This window comes from Zoogloea sp. GW822-FHT05C07 (genome assembly GCF_058800215.1).
Genome location: NZ_CM179510.1, coordinates 3,087,529 through 3,110,668, shown reverse-complemented (window position 1 = coordinate 3,110,668; position 23,140 = coordinate 3,087,529). Strand labels below are relative to the sequence as shown.

Annotated in this window: 22 protein-coding genes; 13 read left to right on the top strand and 9 right to left on the bottom strand. The window is 67.6% G+C overall.

Annotation, left to right across the window (positions count from 1 at the left end):
- Positions 1-193: 193 nt before the first annotated feature.
- Both AC3QL2_RS14580 and fliW read left to right on the top strand, forming a co-directional pair.
- Positions 194-1,747 (top strand): DEAD/DEAH box helicase, encoded by a 1,554-nt coding sequence (locus tag AC3QL2_RS14580; RefSeq protein WP_493231109.1) that lies wholly within the window; start codon positions 194-196, stop codon positions 1,745-1,747.
- Between the two features lie 271 nt (positions 1,748-2,018).
- Positions 2,019-2,450, top strand: coding sequence for a flagellar assembly protein FliW (gene fliW, locus AC3QL2_RS14575; protein ID WP_493231108.1), 432 nt, complete (start codon positions 2,019-2,021; stop codon positions 2,448-2,450).
- Between the two features lie 60 nt (positions 2,451-2,510).
- Here the strand turns inward: fliW and AC3QL2_RS14570 are convergent, their stop codons facing one another.
- On the bottom strand, positions 2,511-3,719 hold the full coding sequence (locus AC3QL2_RS14570; RefSeq protein WP_493231107.1) for an exo-beta-N-acetylmuramidase NamZ family protein: 1,209 nt from the start codon (positions 3,717-3,719) through the stop codon (positions 2,511-2,513).
- Positions 3,716-4,264, bottom strand: coding sequence for a DOMON-like domain-containing protein (locus AC3QL2_RS14565; RefSeq protein ID WP_493231106.1), 549 nt, complete (start codon positions 4,262-4,264; stop codon positions 3,716-3,718). Before AC3QL2_RS14565 ends, AC3QL2_RS14570 begins: the two co-directional genes overlap by 4 nt.
- A 108-nt stretch (positions 4,265-4,372) precedes the next feature.
- Between AC3QL2_RS14565 and AC3QL2_RS14560 the strand changes: the two genes are divergently transcribed.
- Positions 4,373-4,828: a PACE efflux transporter gene (locus tag AC3QL2_RS14560; protein WP_493231105.1), complete on the top strand. Its 456-nt coding sequence runs from the start codon at positions 4,373-4,375 to the stop codon at positions 4,826-4,828.
- Positions 4,829-4,903: 75 nt separating this feature from the next.
- Positions 4,904-5,755: an archaetidylserine decarboxylase gene (gene asd / locus AC3QL2_RS14555; RefSeq protein WP_493231104.1), complete on the top strand. Its 852-nt coding sequence runs from the start codon at positions 4,904-4,906 to the stop codon at positions 5,753-5,755.
- Between the two features lie 12 nt (positions 5,756-5,767).
- Here the strand turns inward: asd and AC3QL2_RS14550 are convergent, their stop codons facing one another.
- Positions 5,768-6,661 (bottom strand): cation efflux transmembrane domain-containing protein, encoded by an 894-nt coding sequence (locus AC3QL2_RS14550; RefSeq protein WP_493231103.1) that lies wholly within the window; start codon positions 6,659-6,661, stop codon positions 5,768-5,770.
- Positions 6,662-6,732: 71 nt separating this feature from the next.
- Here AC3QL2_RS14550 and AC3QL2_RS14545 point away from each other — a divergent pair, with 71 nt between their 5' ends.
- The 3 genes from AC3QL2_RS14545 (at position 6,733) to AC3QL2_RS14535 (ending at position 10,127) form a co-directional block, all read left to right on the top strand.
- The gene (locus AC3QL2_RS14545) at positions 6,733-7,629 is read left to right on the top strand and encodes a radical SAM protein (RefSeq protein WP_493231102.1); all 897 of its coding nucleotides are present in this window, start codon (positions 6,733-6,735) and stop codon (positions 7,627-7,629) included.
- Positions 7,630-7,631: 2 nt separating this feature from the next.
- Positions 7,632-8,045 (top strand): secondary thiamine-phosphate synthase enzyme YjbQ, encoded by a 414-nt coding sequence (locus AC3QL2_RS14540; RefSeq protein WP_493231615.1) that lies wholly within the window; start codon positions 7,632-7,634, stop codon positions 8,043-8,045.
- A 114-nt stretch (positions 8,046-8,159) separates the two neighbouring features.
- The gene (locus tag AC3QL2_RS14535) at positions 8,160-10,127 is read left to right on the top strand and encodes an amidohydrolase (RefSeq protein WP_493231101.1); all 1,968 of its coding nucleotides are present in this window, start codon (positions 8,160-8,162) and stop codon (positions 10,125-10,127) included.
- A gap of 43 nt (positions 10,128-10,170) precedes the next feature.
- Here the strand turns inward: AC3QL2_RS14535 and AC3QL2_RS14530 are convergent, their stop codons facing one another.
- The gene (locus tag AC3QL2_RS14530; RefSeq protein ID WP_493231100.1) at positions 10,171-10,848 is read right to left on the bottom strand and encodes a c-type cytochrome; all 678 of its coding nucleotides are present in this window, start codon (positions 10,846-10,848) and stop codon (positions 10,171-10,173) included.
- Positions 10,849-11,010: 162 nt separating this feature from the next.
- Between AC3QL2_RS14530 and AC3QL2_RS14525 the strand changes: the two genes are divergently transcribed.
- The 3 genes from AC3QL2_RS14525 to AC3QL2_RS14515 all read left to right on the top strand — a co-directional run bounded on the left by AC3QL2_RS14525 (position 11,011) and on the right by AC3QL2_RS14515 (position 14,712).
- Complete coding sequence (locus AC3QL2_RS14525) at positions 11,011-12,279, top strand: TIGR03862 family flavoprotein (RefSeq protein WP_493231099.1); 1,269 nt, start codon at positions 11,011-11,013, stop codon at positions 12,277-12,279.
- Between the two features lie 91 nt (positions 12,280-12,370).
- Positions 12,371-13,987 carry a methyl-accepting chemotaxis protein gene (locus AC3QL2_RS14520; protein ID WP_493231098.1) on the top strand — a complete coding sequence of 539 codons (1,617 nt, stop codon included), beginning with the start codon at positions 12,371-12,373 and terminating at the stop codon, positions 13,985-13,987.
- 92 nt (positions 13,988-14,079) lie between these two features.
- Positions 14,080-14,712 (top strand): 2-hydroxychromene-2-carboxylate isomerase, encoded by a 633-nt coding sequence (locus AC3QL2_RS14515; protein ID WP_493231097.1) that lies wholly within the window; start codon positions 14,080-14,082, stop codon positions 14,710-14,712.
- Here AC3QL2_RS14515 and AC3QL2_RS14510 read toward each other — a convergent pair.
- On the bottom strand, positions 14,695-15,378 hold the full coding sequence (locus AC3QL2_RS14510; RefSeq protein ID WP_493231096.1) for a hypothetical protein: 684 nt from the start codon (positions 15,376-15,378) through the stop codon (positions 14,695-14,697). The two genes, AC3QL2_RS14515 and AC3QL2_RS14510, sit on opposite strands and share 18 nt — an antisense overlap.
- Before the next feature lie 124 nt (positions 15,379-15,502).
- Here AC3QL2_RS14510 and AC3QL2_RS14505 point away from each other — a divergent pair, with 124 nt between their 5' ends.
- The 3 genes from AC3QL2_RS14505 (at position 15,503) to purU (ending at position 19,060) form a co-directional block, all read left to right on the top strand.
- A complete protein-coding gene (locus AC3QL2_RS14505) occupies positions 15,503-17,413 on the top strand; it encodes an ATP-binding cassette domain-containing protein (RefSeq protein ID WP_493231095.1) in 1,911 nt (636 codons plus the stop codon).
- Between the two features lie 106 nt (positions 17,414-17,519).
- Positions 17,520-18,128 carry a bifunctional phosphoserine phosphatase/homoserine phosphotransferase ThrH gene (gene thrH, locus AC3QL2_RS14500; protein WP_493231094.1) on the top strand — a complete coding sequence of 203 codons (609 nt, stop codon included), beginning with the start codon at positions 17,520-17,522 and terminating at the stop codon, positions 18,126-18,128.
- 56 nt (positions 18,129-18,184) lie between these two features.
- Positions 18,185-19,060: a formyltetrahydrofolate deformylase gene (gene purU / locus AC3QL2_RS14495; protein ID WP_493231093.1), complete on the top strand. Its 876-nt coding sequence runs from the start codon at positions 18,185-18,187 to the stop codon at positions 19,058-19,060.
- Between the two features lie 67 nt (positions 19,061-19,127).
- Here the strand turns inward: purU and AC3QL2_RS14490 are convergent, their stop codons facing one another.
- The 4 genes from AC3QL2_RS14490 to AC3QL2_RS14475 form a co-directional block, all read right to left on the bottom strand.
- Entirely contained in the window at positions 19,128-20,144 is a 1,017-nt protein-coding gene (locus AC3QL2_RS14490) for a hypothetical protein (protein ID WP_493231092.1), read from the bottom strand.
- 91 nt (positions 20,145-20,235) lie between these two features.
- Positions 20,236-21,771, bottom strand: a complete 1,536-nt coding sequence (gene amt, locus AC3QL2_RS14485; RefSeq protein ID WP_493231091.1) for an ammonium transporter — start codon at positions 21,769-21,771, stop codon at positions 20,236-20,238.
- 14 nt (positions 21,772-21,785) lie between these two features.
- Positions 21,786-22,124 carry a P-II family nitrogen regulator gene (gene glnK / locus AC3QL2_RS14480; RefSeq protein ID WP_079434291.1) on the bottom strand — a complete coding sequence of 113 codons (339 nt, stop codon included), beginning with the start codon at positions 22,122-22,124 and terminating at the stop codon, positions 21,786-21,788.
- A gap of 56 nt (positions 22,125-22,180) precedes the next feature.
- Positions 22,181-22,927 carry a TorF family putative porin gene (locus AC3QL2_RS14475; protein ID WP_493231090.1) on the bottom strand — a complete coding sequence of 249 codons (747 nt, stop codon included), beginning with the start codon at positions 22,925-22,927 and terminating at the stop codon, positions 22,181-22,183.
- Between the last annotated feature and the right edge of the window lie 213 nt (positions 22,928-23,140).

The following is a 23,140-nucleotide window of genomic DNA, read 5'->3' as shown; positions in this document are numbered from 1 at the left end:
GCGGTTTCGCACCGAGTCACATCGTCCCTGACCTTCTTATATCTCCCGTATTAGACGTGAGGTTGTCCTGATCGGTTAGTGCCGATATGCCAGTCAGGCAGCCATTCAGTCGCACGCATTTGCGCGTAGCGGCGCGTTGCCGTTTTTTCTTCGCGGGCACCGCATCCGCCATACAAAAGATAAGGAAGCGAACATGGATTTCGCCACTCTCGGGCTCTCCGAACAGATCGTCAAAGCCGTTGCCGACGCCGGCTACACCGAACCCACCCCGGTCCAGCAAGCCGCTATTCCCGCCGCCCTCGCCGGCAAGGATCTCGTGGTTTCCAGCCAGACCGGCTCCGGCAAGACGGCAGCCTTCATGCTGCCGTCCCTGCAGCGCCTGACCACCGAATCCACCATCAAGGCCCGCGGTCCCCGCGTGCTGGTGCTCACCCCGACCCGCGAACTGGCCGTTCAGGTCACCGACGCCTGCAAGGGCTACGGCAAGAACCTGCGCTACGCAAAGGCCGTCAGCGTGGTCGGCGGCATGCCCTACCCGGTGCAGAACAAGCTGCTGTCCAGCCCCTATGAAATTCTGGTGGCCACTCCCGGCCGCCTGATGGACCAGATGAACAGCGGCCGCATCGACTTCGGTCGCCTGGAGATCCTGATCCTCGACGAAGCCGACCGCATGCTCGACATGGGCTTCGTGGACGACATCGAGGCCATCGTCGCCAAGCTGCCGGCCGATCGCCAGACCCTGTTCTTCTCGGCTACCCTCGACGGTCAGGTCGCGCGCATGATGCAGCGCCTGCTGAAGGATCCGGAGCGCATCGAGATCGCCTCCGCGCAGACCCGCCACGAGAACATCGAACAGCGTCTGCTGGTCGCCGACGACATCAGCCACAAGAACCGTCTGCTCGACGGCATCCTGCGTGACGTGGGCGTCGAACAGGCCATCGTGTTCACCGCCACCAAGCGCGACGCCGATGCCCTGACGCTGAACCTGGAATCCCAGGGCCACTCCGTTGCCGCCCTGCACGGCGACATGAACCAGCGCATGCGCACCCGCACCCTCGACCAGCTGCGTCGCGGCCACCTGCGCGTGCTGATCGCCACCGACGTTGCCGCCCGCGGCATCGACGTGCGCACCATCAGCCACGTGATCAACTACGACCTGCCGAAGGTCGCCGCCGACTACGTGCACCGCATCGGCCGTACCGGCCGCGGCGGCGCCAGCGGCATCGCCATCAGCCTGGCCGAGCGCCGCGATGTGCGCCTGCTGCGCGCCATCGAACGCTACACCCGCCAGCCGCTGGCCGTGCACACCCTGCCCGGCCTCGAGCCGCGCAGCACGCTGCCGGCCGACGAGCGTCGCCCCGGCGGCCCGCGCCGCGATGGCCGTGGTGGCTACGGCAACAAGAGCGGCGGCGGCGGCCGCTTCGGCGACAAGCGCCCGTCCGGCGGCAGCGGCAGCGGCAGCGGCAACCGCTTCGACCGCGAGCGTCGTGACGACAACCGTGGCGAAGGCCGCAGCGAAGGTCGTAGCGCCAGCCCTTGGGCCGGCAACGGCGAAGGCCGCCGCGACTTCCGCGATGCGCCCCGCCGCGACGCCTCCGGCGCACCGCGTCATCCTGAGCACCGCACCGAGTTCCCCCACGTGGCCAAGCGCAGCTCCAGCCAGCACAGCCCGGCGGGCTTCGGTGGCAACCACGGTGAAGGTCAAGGCAAGCCGCGTACCGGCCGCACCTTCAACCGCGACCGCTAAGACACGGCGCGACACCGGGCCCCGGCCCGGCCGCCGATGACATGACAAGGGGGCGCCCACGGGCGCCCCCTTGTCATGTCCAGCCCCCCCTTCCCACGGCAAGAACGAGTCCCGACGCGCCTCTCCCCGCGATGCTGAGCGAAAAGGAATACCGCCAAAAGACCCCTCAATTCCTGCGGTGGATCAACAGCCTGCCATCTATGATGGAATACAGTTTGTCGGCCAACACCGTTCCGGCCTGACCTACGCTCATTCCAAAGGGGGAAAAACCATGAAGATCACCAGTCCCGTCATCGGCGAAGTCGACGTATCGCCCGACCGCATCATCGAATTTCCGAACGGCCTGCCCGGCTTCGAAGCCAGCCGCCAGTTCACGCTGCTGCACCCGGAAGGCAACGCCGCACCGAACATCTTCGTGCTGCAGGGCGTGGATGCCCCCGAAGTGACGTTCACCGTCACCACACCGGACGTGCTCGGGCTGAACTATGAATTCACGCTGACCGACGACGAAGTCGCCGCGCTCCAGCTGGGCAATCCGGACGACGTCAGCGTGCTGCTGATCGTCCGCGACAACGACGAGGGCAGCACCGCTCCGCAGACCAACGTGATGGCCCCGCTGGTCATCAATACCGCCGCCCGCCGCGCAGTCCAGAAGATCATCGGCCGCGTCGACACCAGCGTGACGCTGCGCGCCGTCGCCTGAACGCCGCCGGCATCGCGCCTGACGGCCTCCCACCCGGTTCCGGGCCGGAGGCCGTTTCGTTCAATACAGCAGGTAATCCCGCCGCTCCTCGTCCCAGGCCTTCTCATCGGCCATCGCCAGCGCATCCAGGTCGCCGGGACGCGTCGTCGCATCGTCCACCCATTCGCGCAGGATCTCCGAGCCATTGATCAGATCGATGGCCAGGCGGTCGTGCTCGTACTCGTACGGGAAATCCCGCCACAGCGGGTAATCGCGGCGCACCCGGCGGATCGCCTTGAAGGCCAGCGCCTGCAGGCGCCACGGGCGGAAGGCCGCGTGGTCGTAATGGGTCGGATCTTCCACGTGGATCTGCACGCCCTGGCACAGCTTGCCGGCGTGCTTGTGGAAGGTCGGCTCGAACCAGCATTCGCGCAGCTTGCAGCCGGCCAGCCACTTGGGCGCAAAGGCCTGCATCTCGGCCAGCACCTTGGGGGCATCCAGGTCCGGCGCACCGAACAGTTCCAGCGGGCGGGTGGTGCCGCGCCCTTCGGACAGCGTCGTACCCTCCAGCATCACGGTGCCGGCATAGGCCCGCGCCATCGACAGGTTGGGCGCGTTGGGGCTCGGGTTGATCCAGCTGCGCTCGCCCAGCGGCCAACCGTAGCCGGGGGCCGTCTCGGGCTGCCAGCCCTCCATCGTGATCACCTGGCAATCCACGTCGAGCTTCAGTGTGGCGACGAACCAACGTGCCAGCTCGCCCATCGTCAGGCCGTGGCGCATCGGCAAGGGGCCGGCGCCAACGAAGCTCTCCCAGCCAGGCTGCAGCAGCGTGCCCTCGACCGGACGCCCGGCCGGGTTCGGGCGGTCCAGCACCCACACGCTCTTGCCATGGCGGGCGGCCGCCTCCAGCACATAGCGCAGCGTGGTGATGAAGGTGTAGATGCGGCAACCCAGGTCCTGCAGGTCCACCAGCAGCACGTCGAAGCGGTCCATCATCGGCGCCGTCGGCCGGCGCACTTCGCCGTACAGGCTGAACACCGGGATGCCGTGCCGGGGATCGAAGAAATCCGGCGACTCCACCATGTTGTCCTGCTTGTCGCCGCGCAGCCCGTGCTGGGGGCCGAGGGCCGCCGACAGCTGGATGTCGGGCAGGGCCGCCAGCGCATCGAGGGAGTGGGTCAGGTCACGGGTGACGGAGGCCGGATGGGCCAGCAGGGCAACCCGCTTGCCGGCCAGCGGACGGCGCAGTTCGGAGTCGGCAAGCAGGCGGTCGAGACCGAAACGGATCATGGTGTCGGAGCCTTGAGAGCGACGGCCAAACCGTCGCGGTGATGAAAGTCGGGCTGACCCGGCGGATGCGCCAGCGCCCAGTAACTGTGATGGCCGTCGCCATGCTCGACGACGGCGGTGATGCCCAGCTGCAGTTCGCCGGCCGGCAGGCTGGCCGCTTCGAGTTGCGCCTCCAGGCTCAGCACGCCGGCATCGCGGGTGATGACGAGCCGCGGCGCGGGACCGACCGGCGAGGGCACGCGGCCCCGGTAGGTGGCGAAATCGAAGCGCGCCCACTGGCCGTTCGGAGAAAAATTGAATTCCCGATATGCATCGGCAGCTGCGACGCCGACGAACACTTCAAAACAGGTATAGGCCCACAGGCGGTCCGCAGGCAAGGGCGTCGCAGCGTCTGGAATGCGCAGGCCCGCCAGCTCGCCGTCCAGCCGGTAGCGCAGCCGCAGGCCGCCATTGGCACTGCGCTCGAATTCCACGTGAATCGCCGCCACACCGGCGGCCGGCGTATCCGGATGGCAAACCAGCGGGACGGAAGAGGAAACCATCATGGATCGTAGGAAAAGCTCGGGGGCTGGATTTTAGCGGTTCTGTCGCGACAGGTTAAACTCCCGCGGGCCGGCACGGTCAATTCCATTCGTGCCCTTGTAGCGATTCCCATGTCAGCCTCCCATTTCCCCGTCCAGCGCAGCTTTACCGACCGCCTGCGCCAGATCGCCCTTTTCGAGATCTGCGGCTTGCTGCTGATCACGCCGCCCTACATCTGGCTGTCCGGCCAGCCGTGCCGCGACTCCTTCGTGCTGATGGCCATCCTGGCGGTCATCGCCGCCATCTGGAACGGCAGCTTCAACACCGCCTTCGACTGGCTGGAAGGCCGCCTCACCGGCCGCACTGCGGATCGCCGCCCATGGCGGCTGCGGGCGGTCCACGCCATCGGCTTCGAAGGCGGGCTGTTCATGCTGACGCTGCCGGTGGTGATGCTGTGGACCGGCATGGACTGGCTCAGCGCCCTCGTCGCCGACATCAGCATCGCGCTGGCCTACGTGGTGTATGCCTTCGGCTTCAACCTGGCCTACGACCGGGCCTTTCCGATCGTCACCGGAGCCGGCCGCTGACCCCCGCAGCAGCCGACCGACGAAGCGCGGACGGGCCGCTATAATCCGCCCCTTCGCTTCCGCCGGAAACCTGCCGTGTCCGACCGCCTCAAAGTCCTTCCCCAATACCTGATCCCCAAGCAGGCCCTCACCGTGCTGGCCGGCAAGCTGGCCGGAGCCCGGGCCGGTGGCCTCACCACCGGGGTGATCCGCTGGTTCGTCGGCCGCTACGGGGTGAACATGGACGAGGCGGCCAACCCGGACATCGCCAGCTATGCCAGCTTCAACGACTTCTTCACCCGCCCGCTGAAGGCCGGCGCCCGCCCCCACGCCGACGCCGACTTCATCTGCCCGGTGGATGGCGCGATCAGCCAGTTCGGCCGCATCGACCGCGACCAGATCTTCCAGGCCAAGGGCCACACCTACTCCACCCAAGCGCTGGTCGGCGGCGACCGGGACCTGGCGATCCAGTTCCAGGACGGCGAATTCGCCACCCTCTACCTCAGCCCACGGGACTACCACCGCATCCACATGCCCTGCGACGGCCGCCTGACCCGCATGATCTACGTGCCCGGCGCGCTGTTCTCGGTCAATCCGACCACCGCCCGCGGCGTGCCCGGCCTGTTCGCCCGCAACGAGCGGGTGGTGTGCGTCTTCGAGAACGTCGAGATCGGCCCCTTCGTGCTGGTGCTGGTCGGCGCGACCATCGTCGGCAGCATGGCCACCGTGTGGCAGGGCCAGATCAACCCGCCGCGCCCCGGCAAGATCCGCGAATGGGACTACCCCGCCGGCCAGGTCACGCTGAAGAAGGGCGACGAGATGGGTCGCTTCCTGCTCGGTTCTACTGTGGTAATGCTGTTCCCCAAGAAACGCCTGTCCTTCACCGAGGCCTGGGCCCCGGCCCGGCCGATCCGCCTCGGCGAGGCGATGGGCAGCCGGCCGCGCTGAACCGCGCCGGCCTCAGTGGCGCAGGCGCAGGATGCGCCACGCGCCAGCCAGCACCATGGCGCCGATGATGCTGCCCACCACCCAGTCCGGCCACGGGCTGCCGAGCCAGGCGACCAGCCCGCCGGCGACGATCACGCCGAGGTTGGCCAGCGCATCGTTGGCGGTGAAGATGTAGCTGGCCTTCATGTGCGCGCCGCCATCCCGGTGGCCGGCGATCAGCACCATGCAGGCCACGTTGGCGACCAGCGCCAGCAACGACACGCCCATCATCGCACCGGCCAAGGTTTCCGAGCCGTAGAGCACGTGGTCCGCCACCTGCACGAACAGGCCCAGCCCGAGCAGCAACTGCAGCACGCCGGCGAAGCGCGCCGCCTTCAACTGCAGCGCCGCCCCGCGCCCGACCGCGTACAGCGCCACGGCGTACACCGCCGCATCGGCGAACATGTCGAGGCCGTCGGCGAGCAGGCCGGACGACTCCGCCCACCAGCCGGCCAGCCCCTCGACCACGAACATCGCCGCGTTGATGGCGAGCAGCCAGCGCAGCGCCCGCCGTTCGGCGACCGGATCCTCCACCCGCGCCGTCGGCGCCCCGGCCGCCGGACCACTGGCGACGCGCTCCGCCCCCATGCCCAGGCGGGCGATGCGGGCCTCGACCTCATCGGCCGCCGCCGCGTGCCAGACAGTGACGGTGCGCGCACCGAGATCGAACACCAGCCCGTGGGCCAGTCCGTCCAGTTCCATGCGCACCAGTGCCTCCTCGGCCGGACAATCCATGTCGCTGACGCGGAAGGTCGACCGCAGCGTGGCCTCGCCACCGGGCCGGACCGGCTCATTGAGGCCGACCAATTGCGGACTTGCCGCGCCGCAACTGCAACCACCGGAACAGGAAGAGGTCGTTTCAGCCATGGCAAAGCATCTCGAAGTGATTCTGCCCCGATGGTAGCCTGTCGGCCTCCCAGTCTGCAGCCTCGCTAGCCATGAACGCCCCTTTGATCCGCTACGTCGAACCGGTCTTCCGCCCGCCCAGTGAGGCGGAATCCCTGATCCTGCCGGTCACCGACGGTTGTTCGTGGAACCAGTGCAGCTTCTGCGAGATGTATACCGCCCCTCAGAAAGCCTTCCGCGCCCGCGACGAAGACGAAGTGCTGACCAGCATCCGCCGCATCGGCGAACGTTACAGCAGCCAGGTCCGCCGGGTGTTCCTCGCCGACGGCGACGCGCTGGTGCTGCCGACCCGCCGCCTGCTGGCGATCCTCGAGGCGATCCGCACGCACCTGCCCGGCGTGCATCGGGTCTCCAGCTACTGCCTGGCCCGCAACCTGAAGAAGAAAACGGTTGCGGAACTGGCCAGCCTGCGCGAGGCCGGCCTGCGCATGGCCTACCTCGGCGCGGAATCCGGCGACGACGAAGTGCTGGCGAAGGTGAACAAGGGCGAAACCTTCGAATCGACGCGGGAAGCCCTCGACAAGCTCGGCGAGGCCGGCATCACCCGCTCGGTGATGATCCTCAACGGCCTCGGCGGACAGATCCTCAGCGACCGGCACGCCGACAACTCAGCCCGCCTCGCCAACGCCACGCAGCCGGAATTCCTGTCTACACTGGTGGTCAGCTTCCCGACCGGCGAAGCCCGCTTCCGCGACGCCTTCCCGGAATGGGAGCCTCTCGATCAGCCCAGCCTGTTCCGCGAGATGGAGCGCTTCCTGAGCCAGCTCGAACTGCGCCGCACGGTGTTCCGCTCCGACCACGCCAGCAACTGGCTGGTGCTGAAAGGCACCCTCGGCGCCGACAAGGCCCGCCTGCTCGCCGAAGTACGCAGCGCCATCGCCACACCGGCGGCAGCCGGGCTGCGACCGGCCTGGGCGCGGGGGCTGTGACGATGGTCTTCCAGCAGATCCTCGAATTCCGCACCCGTGGCCGCGGCAGCCTCGACATCACCGCGCAGGTTGCCGACGTGGTGGCCAGCGCCGGCATCGCCACCGGCCTCGCCCATGTATTCGTGCAGCACACCAGTTGCTCGCTGATGATCACCGAGAACGCCGACCCGGACGTGCGCCGCGACCTCGAAACGGTCTTCGGTCGGCTCGCCCCGGACGGGGATCCAGCCTACCGCCATGACCAGGAGGGCGACGACGACATGGCCGCCCATGCCCGCAGCGTGCTGTCGGATGTCAGCCTGAGCGTGCCCATCGGCCAGGGCCGCCTGCTGCTGGGCACCTGGCAGAGCCTCTTCCTGTGGGAACACCGCAGCAGCAGCCACAGCCGGCGGGTGGTGGTGACCGTCATCGGCTGAACGGCTGCGACACACCCCCAAGCCCGTCACGGGAAGCCGCAGGCCGAGGTGCTATGCTCTTCGGGTCCGTCGCTGGCACCGCCCGCCGGCCGCACCGTTCCCCGGAGCCCATCCATGACCTGCGTATTCCCGCTGCGCCTCGGCAGCGCCGCCATCCTGCTGGCCCTCGCCGCCCCGGCCGGCTTCGCCCAGACCCCGGGCACCAGCGCTGCCAAACCGGCGGCCGCCGCCGCTGCACCGAAAACCGCGCCGGCCACCGCCACGCCAACCAGCACAACCGCCAAGCCCGCGGCACCTGCCACGCCAGTCGCCGCGGCAAGCCCAGCCGGCGCCGCGAAACCCGCCCCGGCCACCGCACCCACAGCCCCGGCCACACCGGCTGCCGCCGGCAGCGCCCCGGCTGACCCGGCGGCACCGCCCCCCGCCCCGCCTCCGCCGCCGCTGTCCGACATCATCTTCACCAACGGCGACATCATCACCCTCGACGACAAGCATCCCGCCGCGCAGGCTATTGCGATCAAGGGCAGCAAGATCATCGCCGTCGGCACCAGCAAGGCCATCCTGGCGCGTTGGAAGAGCGAAGGCACGGAAGTCGTCGACCTGGCCGGCAAGACGCTGGTGCCGGGTTTCATCGACGCCTGGGGCGAGCTATCCCGTCTCGGCCTGTATTCGGTGGCCGCTCAGCTGCAGTCCCCGCCCGAAGGTCGCGTCACCGACGGCACCGTGTTGCTGCGCGAACTGCGCGACTGGTCCAAGGGCGACATGGCCAAGCGGCTGGGCTGGATCGTCGGCTTCGGCTACGACGAAAGCCGCCTGCGCGAACTGCGTGCGCCCAGCCGCAACGAACTCGACGGCATCTCGGCTGATCGGCCGGTGATCATCGTGGACCGCAGCGGCACCCGGCTCGTCGCCAACAGCCGCGCGCTGGCGCTGGCCGGCATCGACCGTAACAGCATCGACCCGCCGGGCGGCCACATCGGCCGCTGGCCCGGCTCGAAGGAGCCGGACGGCAGCCTGGAAGGCGCCGCCGCCACCGCGCTGCTCGGCGCCCTGCCGCAGCTCGGCCAGGACCAACGTCAGGCGCTGATCCAGCAGGGCCAGACCCTCTACCTGCGCAACGGCTACACCACCGCGGTGGAGGCCCGCGCCACCGCCGACGACCTGGCGCTGTACACCCAGGCCGCCGATGCCGGCACCCTCAAGCTGGACGTGTCGGTCTATGCGGAAGCCGGCAGCGCCGCAGCCGCCCTCAAGACCCACAAGCAGATCGGCGCCAAGTATTACAAGGGCCACCTGCGCCTGGCCGGCGTGTCCTTCACCCTCGACGGCAGCGCCGAAGACCGCAGCGCCTGGCTGACCCAGCCCTACCAGCTGCCGCCGCCCGGCAAACAAACCCGCTACGCGGGCTACCCGCTGCTCGGCGAGGACAGCGTCGGCACGCTGTTTGGCAGCGCCTACGCCAACGGCTGGCAGGTGGCCGTGCAGGCCAGCGGGGATGCGGCCATCGACCAGTTCATCAACGGCCTGAAGGCCGCCGCCGACAAGTACCCGGGCAAGGACCGCCGCCCGCTGCTGGTCGGCGCCGCGACGATCCGCGACGACCAGCTCGACGCCCTGAAGACCCTCGGCGTCGGCGTGTCGCTGGCCCCGCAGCGCCTCGGCCTCAGCCTCGACACGCTGACCCGCGACGCCCTCGGCACCGAACGGACGGCCCGCTTCAGCCCCGCCGGTGCAGCCCTCGGGCGCGGCCTGCCACTGACGCTGCACAACGACGCCGCCCTCATCGAACCGGCGCCGCTGGAGGTGCTCGCCGCCGCCGTGAAACGGCCGGTGGGCACCGATCAGCAGATCCCGGCGGTGGAAGCGCTGAAAGCCATCACGCTGAACGCAGCACGCCAGCTCGGCGAGGAGAAGATCAAGGGCAGCATCGCCGTCGGCAAGCTCGCAGATCTCACGGTGCTGTCGGCCAATCCACTCAAGACCCCGGCGGACAAGCTCGGCGACATCCGCGTGATCGGCACCGTGAAGGAAGGCGCCACGGTCTTCGGCGGCGCGGACGGCGGCGTGCCGATCATCCGCTGACCTGCAAGCCTCGGCCCCGACAGGGGCTGCGGCCGCGCCCGGCTCAGCGCAGCGCGGACAGGTACTGCACCACGGCCTCGATGTTCTGCGCGCCGATGCCGGTCACCGCGGCCGTCATCGGCGGGTAGATCCGCTCGCCGCTCATCGTCAGGTAGCGGGTCAGGCTGCGGCGCAGGTATTCGGACTGCTGCCCGGCCAGGCGCGGGAAGTTTTCGCCGCCTTTGGCCTCAGCGCCGTGGCAGCGCACGCAGTTCTTCTCGAACAGGGCCTTGCCCTCGGCGGCCCGCGGCCCGCCCATGGAGACCGCCGGCACCACCGGCTGCGCCGCGTAGAACACCGCGATGGATGCCTTTTCGTCGTCCTTGAGCACCTTCATCAGGCCCTGCATGAAGGGATCCTTGCGCTTGCCGGCGAGGAAGGCATCGATCTGGTTGAGCACGTAGGCGGGGTGCTGGCCGGCCAGGTTGGGCACCTCGGTGTACTTGCTGAGCCCAGTCTCCCCATGGCAGTTGGCACAGAAGAAGGACGCCTTGCGGCCTGCCTCCTGGGCCGTCTTCTGCTCGGCTGGCGGGCTCTTGATGATCCGCTCCAGCTGCCCGCGCCCCCCCGCCGTACCCGGCGCAGTGGTCTGTGCCACTGCAGGCACCGCCGCCGCCATCGACAGGCCCAGCAGCGCCCCCAGCAAACCGGCCCCGATAGGCCTCTTCCGTTCGATCGACATCGCGCCATTCCCTTTGTTGTTATTCAAAAGTCGTATTCGACGACCGCCTTCGATTGTAATCCTTTGACATAAGCCCGAGCGACATCCGCAACGCGATAAAAACAATCCGGCCCCGCGCCACTACAATCGCGCCTTCCCGTTCCATCGCCAGACCCCGCGCCCATGCCGTCCACGTCCATTCCCGCTTCCGTCGCCATCATCGGGGGTGGCCCCGCCGGCCTGATGGCCGCCGAAACCGCCGCGGCCACCGGCCTGCAGGTGGATGTCTTCGACGCCATGCCATCGGTCGGGCGCAAGTTCCTGCTGGCCGGCCGCGGCGGCCTCAACATCACCCATTCGGAACCCTTCGCGGCCTTCGCCGGCCGGTATGGCCAGCGCCGGGCACAGATCGAGCCGATGATCACGGCTTTCGGGCCGCAGGCCCTGTGCGAGTGGGTCGAGGGGCTTGGCGTGTCCACCTTCATCGGCAGCTCGGGGCGCGTCTTTCCGGCCGAGATGAAGGCCGCCCCGCTGCTGCGGGCGTGGCTGCAGCGCCTGCGCGAAGCCGGCGTGCGCTTCCATGTGCGGCACCGCTGGACGGGCTGGGACACCGACGGCAGCCTGCTGTTCACCGCGCCCGACGGTCCGCGCCGGGTCCAGGCGGACGCCTGTGTGCTGGCCCTTGGCGGCGGAAGCTGGGCGCGCCTGGGCTCGGACGGCGCGTGGGTCCCGGCCCTGTCCGGGCTCGGCGTGGGCGTCGCACCGCTGCGCCCGGCCAACTGCGGCTTCATCGCCGCATCGCCCCGCACCGACGGAGCCGACGGCTGGAGCGCCCATTTCCGCGAGCGCTTCGCCGGCCAGCCTCTCAAGTCGGTGAGCATCCGCGTGGAGGGCATCGCTGCACCCGCACGCCCCGGCGAAGCGATGATCACCGCCGATGGCATCGAAGGCAGCCTGATCTACGCGCTGTCCGCCTCCATCCGCGAGCGCATCGAGCAGGACGGCGGCGCCACGCTGTCGATCGACCTAGCCCCCGGCCGCTCGGCGGAGCGCGTCGCCGCCGAGGTAGCCCATCCCCGCGGCGCCCGCTCCCTGGCCAGCCACCTGCAGAGCCGCGTCGGCATCGCCGGCATCAAGATGGCGCTGCTGCGGGAATGCGTGAGCGCCGACGCGCTGGACGATCCGGCCCGCCTGGCCGCGGCGATCAAGGCGCTGCCGCTGCGCCTCGTCGCCCCGCGTCCGCTGGACGAGGCGATCAGCAGCGCCGGCGGCGTGCTGTTCGAGGAACTGGATGAACACCTGATGCTGCGGCGGCACCCCGGCGTGTTCTGCGCCGGCGAAATGATGGACTGGGAAGCCCCGACCGGCGGCTACCTGCTGACCGCCTGCTTCGCCAGCGGACGGGTCGCCGGACGCGGTGTGGCCGAGTGGCTGCACCGCCCCATGCCGTAACGTGAACCACTCCGCAAAATATATCTAAAGTTATAGAAAACGGCGCCGTCAGCATCTGCTTCAGCCATATCTCCCCCACGGAGCCGCCACCATGAAACTGACACAGCGCCTCATCCTGACCCTGGGCATCGCCCTGTTCGCGCTGATCCTCGTCGGCGGCCTGGGAATCTGGCAGCTCCGCCAGGCCACCGCCCGATTCGACTACGTGCAGGCCAATACCTTCCCGAGCCTGCAGACCCTGCTCGAAGCCCGCAGCCGGCTCACCGCCAGCCGCCTGGGTACCTACCAGCTGGCACTGGCGGTGGACGCCACCCACCGCAGCGAGATCACCAAGGAAATCCAGGAAGCGGACAGCCAGCTCGACCTCACCCTGCAGAAATACGAGCGCGAACTGATCTCCGACGACACCGACAAACAACTCCTGGAAGCCGACAAGCGCGCCATTGCAGACTATCGGAAGATCCGCGAAGAGTACTTCGCCAAGCTCGAGACCAACGACATGGATGCGGTGCGCAATTTCCTGCGCGTCACCATGCGCGAAAAAGCTGCCGCCGCCGGTAACGCGCTCGGCAAGCACGAGGAATACAACTATCAGTTCGCCGACAAGCTGAACCGCATCAATACCGACGAAGCGGCAACCGCCCTATGGACCACCTCGGGCACGCTCATTGCCGCCTTCGTGGTCGTCGGTGTGCTGGCCCACCTGCTGATCGGCGCGCTGCGCAGCAGCCTGGCGAGCATTCGCGACACGCTCACCCACGTCAATGACAGCCAGGACTTCACGGTCCGCGCGCCGGTTCAGCGCATGGACGAGATCGGCGAGACCGCCACGGCCTTCAACCAGTTGCTGTCCAAGCTGCAGGACAACTTCCGCAGCCTCACCGAAGGCGCCCGCTCGGTCGCCGACGCCAGCCGCGAGATGACGCACGCCTCGAAGCAGGTCTCGGGCGCCGCCAGCTCGCAAAGCGAAGCCTCTTCGGCAATTGCCGCGACGGTCGAAGAGATGACGGTCAGCGTCACCCACGTCGGTGATCGCGCCCACGAAGCCCATGAGCTGGCCGGCCGTTCGGGCGAGATGGCCCGCGCCGGCTCGTCGACCATCGACCGGACGATCGCCGACATCCGCAGCATCTCCGCCTCCGTCAGCGCCGCTGCCGAATCCCTGCGCGAGCTGAGTGCCCAGGGCGAGCGGGTCGGATCGGTGGTGCAAGTCATCAAGGAAGTGGCCGACCAGACCAACCTGCTGGCCCTCAACGCGGCCATCGAGGCCGCCCGGGCCGGCGAGCAGGGCCGCGGCTTCGCGGTGGTTGCCGACGAAGTGCGCAAGCTGGCCGAGCGCACCGCCACTTCGACGCAGGAGATCTCCTCCACCATCGAGGCCATGCGCCGCCACTCCGAACAGGCCGCCCACGAGATGGAGGCCGCCGAGAGCCTGGTCACCCAGAGCGTCGAACGGGCCGACGACACGGACAAAGCGATCAAGGAAATCGGCAGCGCCGCCAGCGGCACCGCCAGCATGGTGTCCGAGATCTCCGATGCGATCCGCGAACAGGGCGCCGCCAGCAACAACATCGCCGTGCAGATCGAGCGCATCGCGCAGATGGCCGAAGAGGCCGCCGCCGCCGCGGAGCAGTCGTCCAGCACGGCCCGCCGCCTCGACGAACAGGCCCAGCGCCAGATCTCCACGCTGCAGCTGTACAAGGTCTAGGCCCCCGGCGGCGGCCATTCGGCGCCCCGCCCGTGGTCAGGAGGAGTGCTAGAGGCTAGACTTGCCGTTCTCCTACCGCAACGGAGGCGCCGATGAACAGCAAACCCCTCGAATTCTGGTTCGAATTCGCCAGTTCATATTCCTACCTGAGCGTGATGCGCATCGAGGCGCTGGCGAAGGAGGCTGGCGTCAGGCTGGCGTGGCGGCCCTTCCTGCTCGGGCCGGTGTTCCTGTCCCTGGGCTGGAACGATTCGCCGTTCAACATCTATCCCCCCAAGGGCCGCTACATGTGGCGCGACCTGGCCCGGCTGTCGGCCCGCTACGGGCTGCCGTTCAAGGTGCCGTCGAGGTTCCCGCGCAATGGCCTGCTGGCCGCCCGGGTCGCGCTGGCTGGCGCTGGTCAGCCGTGGATCGGCGACTTCACGCGCGCAGCGATGCAGGCCAATTTTGCCGAGGACCGGGACATTGCCGATCCGGCGGTGATCCGCGACATTCTCGAAGCGCTGAAATTGCCCGCCGACGCGATCCTCACCGAAGCGGAAAGCCCCGAGAACAAGCAGGCCCTGCGCAGCCAGACCGAGCAGGCGGCCGAACGGGGCCTGTTCGGCGCACCGAGCTTCATCACGCCGGATGGGGAACTGTTCTGGGGCAACGACCGGCTGGAGGATGCGCTGGCCTGGGCGGCGTCGCCCCCGCCCCACCCCGGCTCAGCGGCCGGGCATTAGAGGCTCGGCAGCTTTCGCCGGCTCCTTGGCCCCTTCGCTCTGCTTGAGTTTTTCCGCCTTCTCGGCGCGCTTTTCCGCAGCCTTGGCGGCCCGCTCCTTGTAGGCGCGGCGATCGCTCTCGGCCTGACTGGCCCGCTGCGCCGCCGCCGCGGCCTCGGTGGCCCGGCGCCGCGCATCGGCAGCCTCCTTGGACTGACGGGCCTCGGCTTCGTGCAGCGCGCGGGACTTGCCCTCCTGCTCGCGCGTGACGCGCTCGGCGTCCTTGTCCGCCAGAGCGCGCAGGCGCGCCTCGCTGTCGGCGCGATTGCGTGCCTCCTGCTCGGCCTTTTCGACGGCCTTCTGCGGCGCCTGCTCAGCCTGCCCGGCGATGCGTTCGGCGTAACGGCGGTTCTTTTCGGCCAGATCGATGCGCCCCGCCTCCAGGTCGAGGGCCCGCGCCTTGCGGATGTCCTCCACATGGCGCTCGCGCACGCGATCGATGCAGCGGTTCACCAGGAAACGTTCGTAGCAGGCGATCTCGGCCGCCTTGAAGCGCGCCTCGGCGGCCTCGCGCAGGGCCTTCGCCTCGTCGCGCATTTTTTCCGCGCGGGCCTTTTCCGCGCCTTCATCGACGGGGGTTTCCTGGGCCTGCACGGTCCCCTGGCACAACAGCGCCAACAACAGCACGGACAGACTGGCAGAAAGGGATGATCGGCAGGACGGACGGCTTCGACGCATGGGACGACAGGGCTGGATACGACGGAACTGCTTACAATACCGGATTTCCTGCCTGCTTACCGCTTCCGCTGCCGTGATCCAGTTCCGCAATCTCCGCCTCGCCCGGGGCGTCAAGACTCTCATCGAGGGCGCCAGCCTGCAGATCCACCCTGGTTGGAAAGTCGGCCTCACCGGCGCCAACGGCTGCGGCAAGTCCAGCCTGTTCGGCATGCTGCGCGGCGAACTCCACCAGGACTCCGGCGACCTGGAGATGCCCGCCTCGTGGACCATCGCCCACGTGGCCCAGGAAACCCCGGCCCTGCTTCGCCCGGCCATCGAATACGTGCTCGACGGCGACGCCGAGCTGCGCCGCATCGAAATCGCGCTGGAGAAGGCCGAAGCCGCCCACGACGGCGAAGAGATCGGCCACCTCCACGGCCGCCTGCAGGAGATCGGCGGTTACGCGGCCCGCGCCCGCGCCGCCGCGCTGATGGACGGCCTCGGTTTCAAGGTCGCCGAGATGGAGCGCCCGGTGGCCGACTTCTCCGGTGGCTGGCGCATGCGCCTCAACCTGGCCCAGGCGCTGATGTGCCGCTCCGACCTGCTGCTGCTCGACGAACCCACCAACCACCTCGACCTGGACGCCGTCATCTGGCTGGAACAGTGGCTCACCGACTACCGCGGCACGCTGGTCCTGATCTCCCACGACCGCGACTTCCTCGACGCGGTGGTGAACCAGATCGCCCATATCGAGAACCAGCAGCTCACCCTGTACACCGGCGGCTACTCCAACTTCGAGCGCCAGCGCGCCGAGCGCCTGTCCCAGCAGCAGGCGATGTTCGAGAAGCAGCAGCGCGAGCGGGCCCACCTGCAGAAATACGTGGACCGCTTCCGCGCCCAGGCCACCAAGGCCCGCCAGGCCCAGAGCCGCATCAAGGCGCTGGAGCGGATGGAAATGATCGCTGCGGCCCACATCGACAACCCTTTCAACTTCAGCTTCCGCGACTGCACCGCCGCCCCCGATCCGCTGCTGCAGATCGAGGACGCCGCCGCCGGCTACGTGGACAAGCCGATCCTGGCGGACATGAAGCTGACCATCCGCCCCGGCGAGCGCATCGGCCTGCTCGGCCGCAACGGCGCCGGCAAATCGACGCTTATCAAGCTGCTCTCCGGCGGCTTGCAGCCCACCACTGGCGTACGCCGGGAAGGCAAGGGTCTGCAGCTCGGCTATTTCGCCCAGCACGCGCTGGAGAGCCTGCGCCCGGACGAATCGCCGCTGCAGCACATGCTGCGCCTCGACCCGCAGACCCGCGAACAGGAACTGCGCAACTACCTGGGCGGCTTCGATTTCAACGGCGACATGGCCACCACGCCCTGCGGCCCCTTCTCGGGCGGCGAGAAATCCCGCCTGGCGCTGGCCATCCTGATCTGGAACCAGCCCAACCTGCTGCTGCTCGACGAGCCGACCAACCACCTCGACCTGGAAATGCGCCACGCCCTCACGCTGGCCCTGCAGGACTACGAAGGCGGCATGGTCATCGTGTCCCACGACCGGGCGCTTCTGCGCGCGACCTGCGACCGCTTCCTGCTCGTCGATGGCGGCCGCCTGACGCCCTTCGACGGCGACCTGGACGATTACAAGAACTGGCTGGCCCAGCAGCGCGCCGCCGATGCCGCCGCCGGCCAGTGCCCGGACAAGGCTGCCGACAAGGCCAGCCGCAAGGCCGACCGGGAAGCCGCCGCCGCCGACCGCCAGGCCCGCCTGGCCGCCCGCCGGCCGCTGGTCAAGGAACTCGAGCAGCTCGACAAGAAGCTCACCCCGTGGAACGCCGAAAAGGCCAAGCTCGATGAACGCCTTGCCGACCCGGACCTGTACACCGGCCCCGAAGCCGGCGAGGTACCCAAGCTACTCAAGCGCCAGGCCGAACTCAGCGAAAAGATCGACGAAGCCGAGATGCGCTGGCTCGAACTTCACGAAGCCCTCGACGCCATCCCGGCGGACTGAAGCGGCCCCGTCCGGAGCCGCCCCACATTCCCCCTGAAGCCGCCACAGTCTCTTTGCTAGAATCACGGATTCGCCAAATCAACCGCCGTAACCTGGAGCTTTTGCCGTGCAACTCGTCTGTCTCGACCTCGAAGGTGTTCTCGTCCCCGAAATCTGGATCGAATTCGCGGAGCGCACCGGCATTCCCGAACTGCGTCGCACCACCCGCGACGAGCCGGACTACGACAAGCTCATGAAGTACCGCCTGGACCTGCTCAAGCAGCACAAGCTGGGCCTGCCCGACATCCAGAAGGTGATCTCCGAGATGGGCCCCGAGCCGGGCGCCAAGGATTTCCTCGACGCGCTGCGCAAGGACTTCCAGGTCATCATCCTGTCCGACACCTTCTACGAATTCGCGATGCCGCTGATGGCACAGCTCGGCATGCCGACCCTGTTCTGCCACAAGCTCGAGGCCGACGCCGAGGGCTACCTGGTGAACTACCACCTGCGCATGGCCAACCAGAAGAAGGAAGCCGTCCAGCGCTTCAAGGAAATCAACTTCAAGGTCATCGCCGCCGGCGACTCCTACAACGACACCGCGATGCTCAAGGAAGCCCACGCCGGCATCCTGTTCCGCGCGCCGGACAACGTCATCGCCGAGTTCCCGCAATTCCCGGTTGAACGCGAGTACAGCGGCCTGGCCGCCCAGATCCGCGCCGCCTCCGCCCGCATCTGATCCCATCCGATACGCCGGTCGCGGCCCCGTGGCCGGCGGCCGGTGCCTGAGCCATCATGCACCGCGAACGCTTCTACACCCTCTCCGCCTCCTGCCCCGACCGCACCGGGATCGTCGCCAAGGTGTCCGGCTTCATTGCCGAGCACAAGGGCTGGATCCTCGAAACCGCGCTCCACGCCGAACCCGCCGTCGACAGCGAGCACCGCGGGCGCTACTTCATGCGCATCGAGATTAAGGCCGATTCGCTGCCCTTCATGCTCACCGAGTTCCGCGAGCGCTTCCGCCCGATCGCCGAGGAGCTCAACATGGACTGGAAGATCACGGATTCGGCGGTCAAAAAGCGCGTGGTGATCCTCGTCTCCAAGCAGGAACACTGCCTCTACGACCTGCTGGCGCGCTGGCAGTCGAAGGAACTGGACATCGAGATCCCCTGCGTGATCTCCAACCACGACACCTTCCGCGGGTTCGTCGAGTGGCATGGCATCCCCTTCCACCACGTGCCCGTCACCGCGGACAACAAAGTCCAGGCCTACGCCGAGGTGCAGCGCCTGTTCGAGGAATCCCACGGTGACACGATGGTGCTGGCCCGCTACATGCAGATTCTGTCGCCGGAACTGTGCGCCGCCCATCCGGGCAAGATCATCAACATCCACCACAGCTTCCTGCCCAGCTTTGTCGGCGCCAAGCCCTACCACCAGGCCTACGCCAAGGGCGTCAAGCTGATCGGCGCGACCTGCCACTACGTGACGGCGGATCTCGACCAGGGCCCGATCGTCGAGCAGGACGTGATCCGCATCGACCACTCCGACTCGGTGGATGACATGGTCCGCTACGGCAAGGACATCGAGAAGGCGGTGCTGGCCCGCGGCCTGCGCTACCACCTCGAAGACCGGGTGCTGGTGCACGGCAACAAGACCGTCGTGTTCCGCTGAACGCAGTCCAGCCCCGTAAAACGACGAAAGCCGGCGAAGCGCCGGCTTTTTCGCGTCTTGCACACGCTTATAGCAAGCGCATCCCCGCTGCGAAATCCAGCTTCCGCAGCGCCACCGCATCCCGCGAAAAACTGGCCAGGAAGGCGCTACGCCGCGTTCCGACTGCGGTCGGTGTCGAGAACTCGATCAGCGGGACGCTGAGCGCATCGTCCTGGTCCGCCTCGACCAGTACGTTCATCGCATCCACGCGCAGCGCCAGGCGCCGGGCGTGGATCACCTGCTCCGCCGCCAGCAGCGTCTCGATCACCGTGGCCAGCACAGTTTCCAGACCTGCGCCGACGACACCTCGTTCGGCCAGCGCGGCTTCATTGTCGGCCAGCTGGCGCCGCAACTCATCCAGGTCGCGGCCGCGCCAGGAATGGCACTCCAGCGCATCCAGGCCCGGCCGGCTGCGCTCCAGCAGGCTGAGGCGCATCTGCAGCAGCTGATGATCGAAGGACAACCGATCGCCCTGCCGCTGCCGCACGGCAATTTCCTGCAGCGCGGCCATTACCAGGCCTTCGAGTACAAGTTCATGGATGCGCCGGAACAGCGCCTCCTCATCCGCGGCAAATGCGAACAGCCGGAAATGCTGGAAGCTGACTGTGGTCTGCGGCACATCCTGGCGCAGCTGGTCGCCCTCCAGCGCAATGCCCAGCACCTTCTGCTCGACGCGCGTCGCCGCCACCATGCAGAAGATGCGCTCCAGCCCGGCCGCCGCCGGTGACGCCAGGAAATCCTGCAGATCGATGCTGGCCGCCAGCGTTTCCGCCACGTCCGCCGGGCGTGCAAATACAGCCCGCAGCACCGGGCTGTGCGACCAGCCGGCGGGGTGCATTTCCACGCGCGGTGGAATGCACCCCACGACCTGATCGGCGTAGGCCAGGGCATGGTTAACGGCCGGAGACAGGCGCGCCGCTGCATGGTCCACGAACTGCAGGCGCGGATCGATGCTGCCGATCACCCTCGCCACGGCAGCCTGTAGGCCATCGTTCCCGTTGCATGATGCCGCGCGTCCGCGCAGCAACCAGTCGAAAAAAGCCATCCGGCACGCTATCCCAAAAAGTCCGTAGCAAGCATACAAACAAAAACGGGCGCCTGAGCGCCCGTTTCGTGGTGAAGCCGGCTTACCGGAATTACTGGTGGTAAGCGCTTTCGCCGTGGGAGGTGATGTCCAGACCTTCGCGCTCTTCGTCTTCCGGCACGCGCAGGCCGATGAACATGTCGACCAGCTTGTAGCAGATGAAGGCCACAACGGCGGACCACACCACGGTGACGCCGACAGCGGTCAGCTGAACGATTACCTGGTCACCGATGGAGTAGTTGTCGGCGACCTTGTTGGCCACGTAGTCCCAGATGCCGACGCCGCCCAGGGACGGGGAAGCGAACACACCGGTCAGGATGGCACCAAGGATGCCGCCCACGCCATGCACGCCGAACACGTCGAGGGAGTCGTCAGCGCCCAGCAGACGCTTCAGGCCATTGACGCCCCACAGGCAGACGACGCCAGCCAGCAGGCCGATCACGATCGCACCGACGACACCGACGAAACCGCAGGCCGGGGTGATCGCCACCAGGCCGGCCACGGCGCCGGACGCAGCGCCCAGACCGGACGGCTTGCCCTTGATGATCCATTCGGCGAGCAGCCAGGCCACAGCCGCGGCAGCGGTGGCAACCCAGGTGTTGATCATGGCCAGGGCGGCAGAGCCGTTGGCTTCCAGCGCGGAGCCGGCGTTGAAGCCGAACCAGCCCACCCACAGCAGGGAGGCGCCGACGATGGTCAGGGTCAGGCTGTGCGGAGCGAAGGATTCGCGACCGAAGCCGACACGCTTGCCAACCAGGAAAGCACCCACCAGGCCGGCGATGGCGGCGTTGATGTGCACCACGGTGCCGCCGGCGAAGTCGAGGGCGCCCTTCTGGAACAGGAAGCCGGCCGTCGCATTGGCCGCATCGGCCGCTTCAGCCGAGGTGTAGGCATCCGGGCCCGACCAGTACCAGACCATGTGGGCCATCGGCAGGTAGCTGAAGGTGAACCACAGCACGGAGAACAGCAGCACGGCGGAGAACTTGATGCGCTCGGCGAAGGCGCCGAGGATCAGGGCCACGGTGATGGCTGCGAAGGCGCCCTGGAAGACGACGTAGATGAACTCGGAGACCACCACGCCCTTGGTGAAGGTTGCAGCGATCGAATCCGGCGTGATGCCCTTCAGCAGCACCTTGTCCAGGCCGCCGAAGAAGGCGTTGCCCTCGGTGAAGGCCACGGAATAACCGTAGAGCACCCACAGCACGCTGATCAGGGAGAACACCGTGAACACCTGCAGCAGCACGGACAGCATGTTCTTGGCACGCACCAGGCCACCGTAGAACAGGGCCAGGCCGGGGATGGACATCATGATGACGAGGACGGCGGCGACGATCAGCCACGCGTTGTCACCCTTGTTGGGCACCGGAGCCGGTGCAGCAGCAGCGGCTTCGGCCGGCTTAGCCTCGGCAGCGGCTGCCGGGGCGGCAACAGGCGCTTCGGCCGGTTTGGCGGTGGCAGCCGCTTCGGCGGGTGCGGTCACCGCAGGAGCGGCGGTCGGCGCGGCCGGAGCGTCCTTGTCCTGGGCCAGCGCGTGGCCCGCAAAGCCGACCGTCAGGGTCGTCAGCAGGGCAGCGAAGATTTTTTTCATGATGGGAAGCTCCCTTACAGCGCTTCGGCACCGGACTCGCCGGTACGGATGCGGATGGCTTGTTCGAGATCGAACACGAAGATCTTGCCGTCACCGATCTTGCCGGTGCTGGCGGATTTTTCGATGGCTTCGATGACCTGGTCGAGGATCTCGGTCTTGACGGCGGCCTCGATCTTCACCTTGGGCAGGAAGTCGACCACGTATTCCGCGCCGCGGTACAGCTCGGTATGGCCCTTCTGACGGCCAAAGCCCTTCACCTCGGTCACGGTGATACCTTGCACGCCGATGGCGGACAGGGCCTCACGCACTTCGTCGAGCTTGAAGGGCTTGATGATGGCAGTTACGAGTTTCATGATTGGGTCCTCTTGCAAGGCGACCCGAACGAGCCGCCGCGCGGTTACGGGGAAAGTTAGAACGTACGGGTGATGGTCAGCTGCACGCGATCCTTGCCCAGGTCCTTGCCGAAGGCGTTGGTGTAGAAGGCCTGGCTGGCGTTGGTGTTGATGTAGTTCAGGCCGACGACGACGCCGGCGATGTCCTTGGTCACGCCGAGCTTGTAGTCGGTGTAGGACGCGCCGCTGTTGTCGCCGTGGATCTTCTGGCGACCGACGTGGCCGATCAGGTTGAGGCCCGGGGCGAGTTCATAGGCGGCGGTCAGGTCGAGGTAGCCGGAGTTCTTGGAGTCGGTCCAGCCGAACAGGTCGCTGAAGGAGTGGGAGTACTTCAGGGTCAGGAAGGTCCAGGAACCGGCGATATAGCCTTCGATGGTGTTCGGGTTGTTGCCGTAGCCGGAGCCCGGGTAGAAGTACTGCAGCACGCCCACGTCGTAGCCGAAGTCGCCGACGGTGTTCTTGAAGCCGCCGTAGAAGTCCATCTCGATGCTGTTGCTGACCGTCGGGCTGCCATCGGTCAGCCAGGACACGTTGGACGCCCAGGTGCCGGCGTACAGGCCGCTGGAGTGCGCGTAATCGAAGCCACCCTGGATGGCCGGCTTGCGATTGGTCTGACCGATACCGCGGTAGATGTACTCCGACGCCAGCGTAACGTTGCTGGTGAAGGTGTGCTCCGGAGCGGGAGCCGCATCTTCAGCGTTTGCCAGGGACGGCAGGGCGGCACAGGCGGCGATCAGGGCGGAAGCGATAACGGTCTTGCGCATGATTGGGTTCTCCTAGTATTAAAAGTTGGCTCACACGATTTAGCAACCACTATGCCAGTTTTAAAAATCCCATTATTTCAATAACTTGATATACAGAACCGGCTTCTGCTGCAGCGCAGGAAAAAATCATTCCGCACCACTTTGGGAGCACGCACCAATCGGGGGCGCCGTGTTGGTGCATGGGGCACGGCAACGGCCACCGGGCTCCAATGC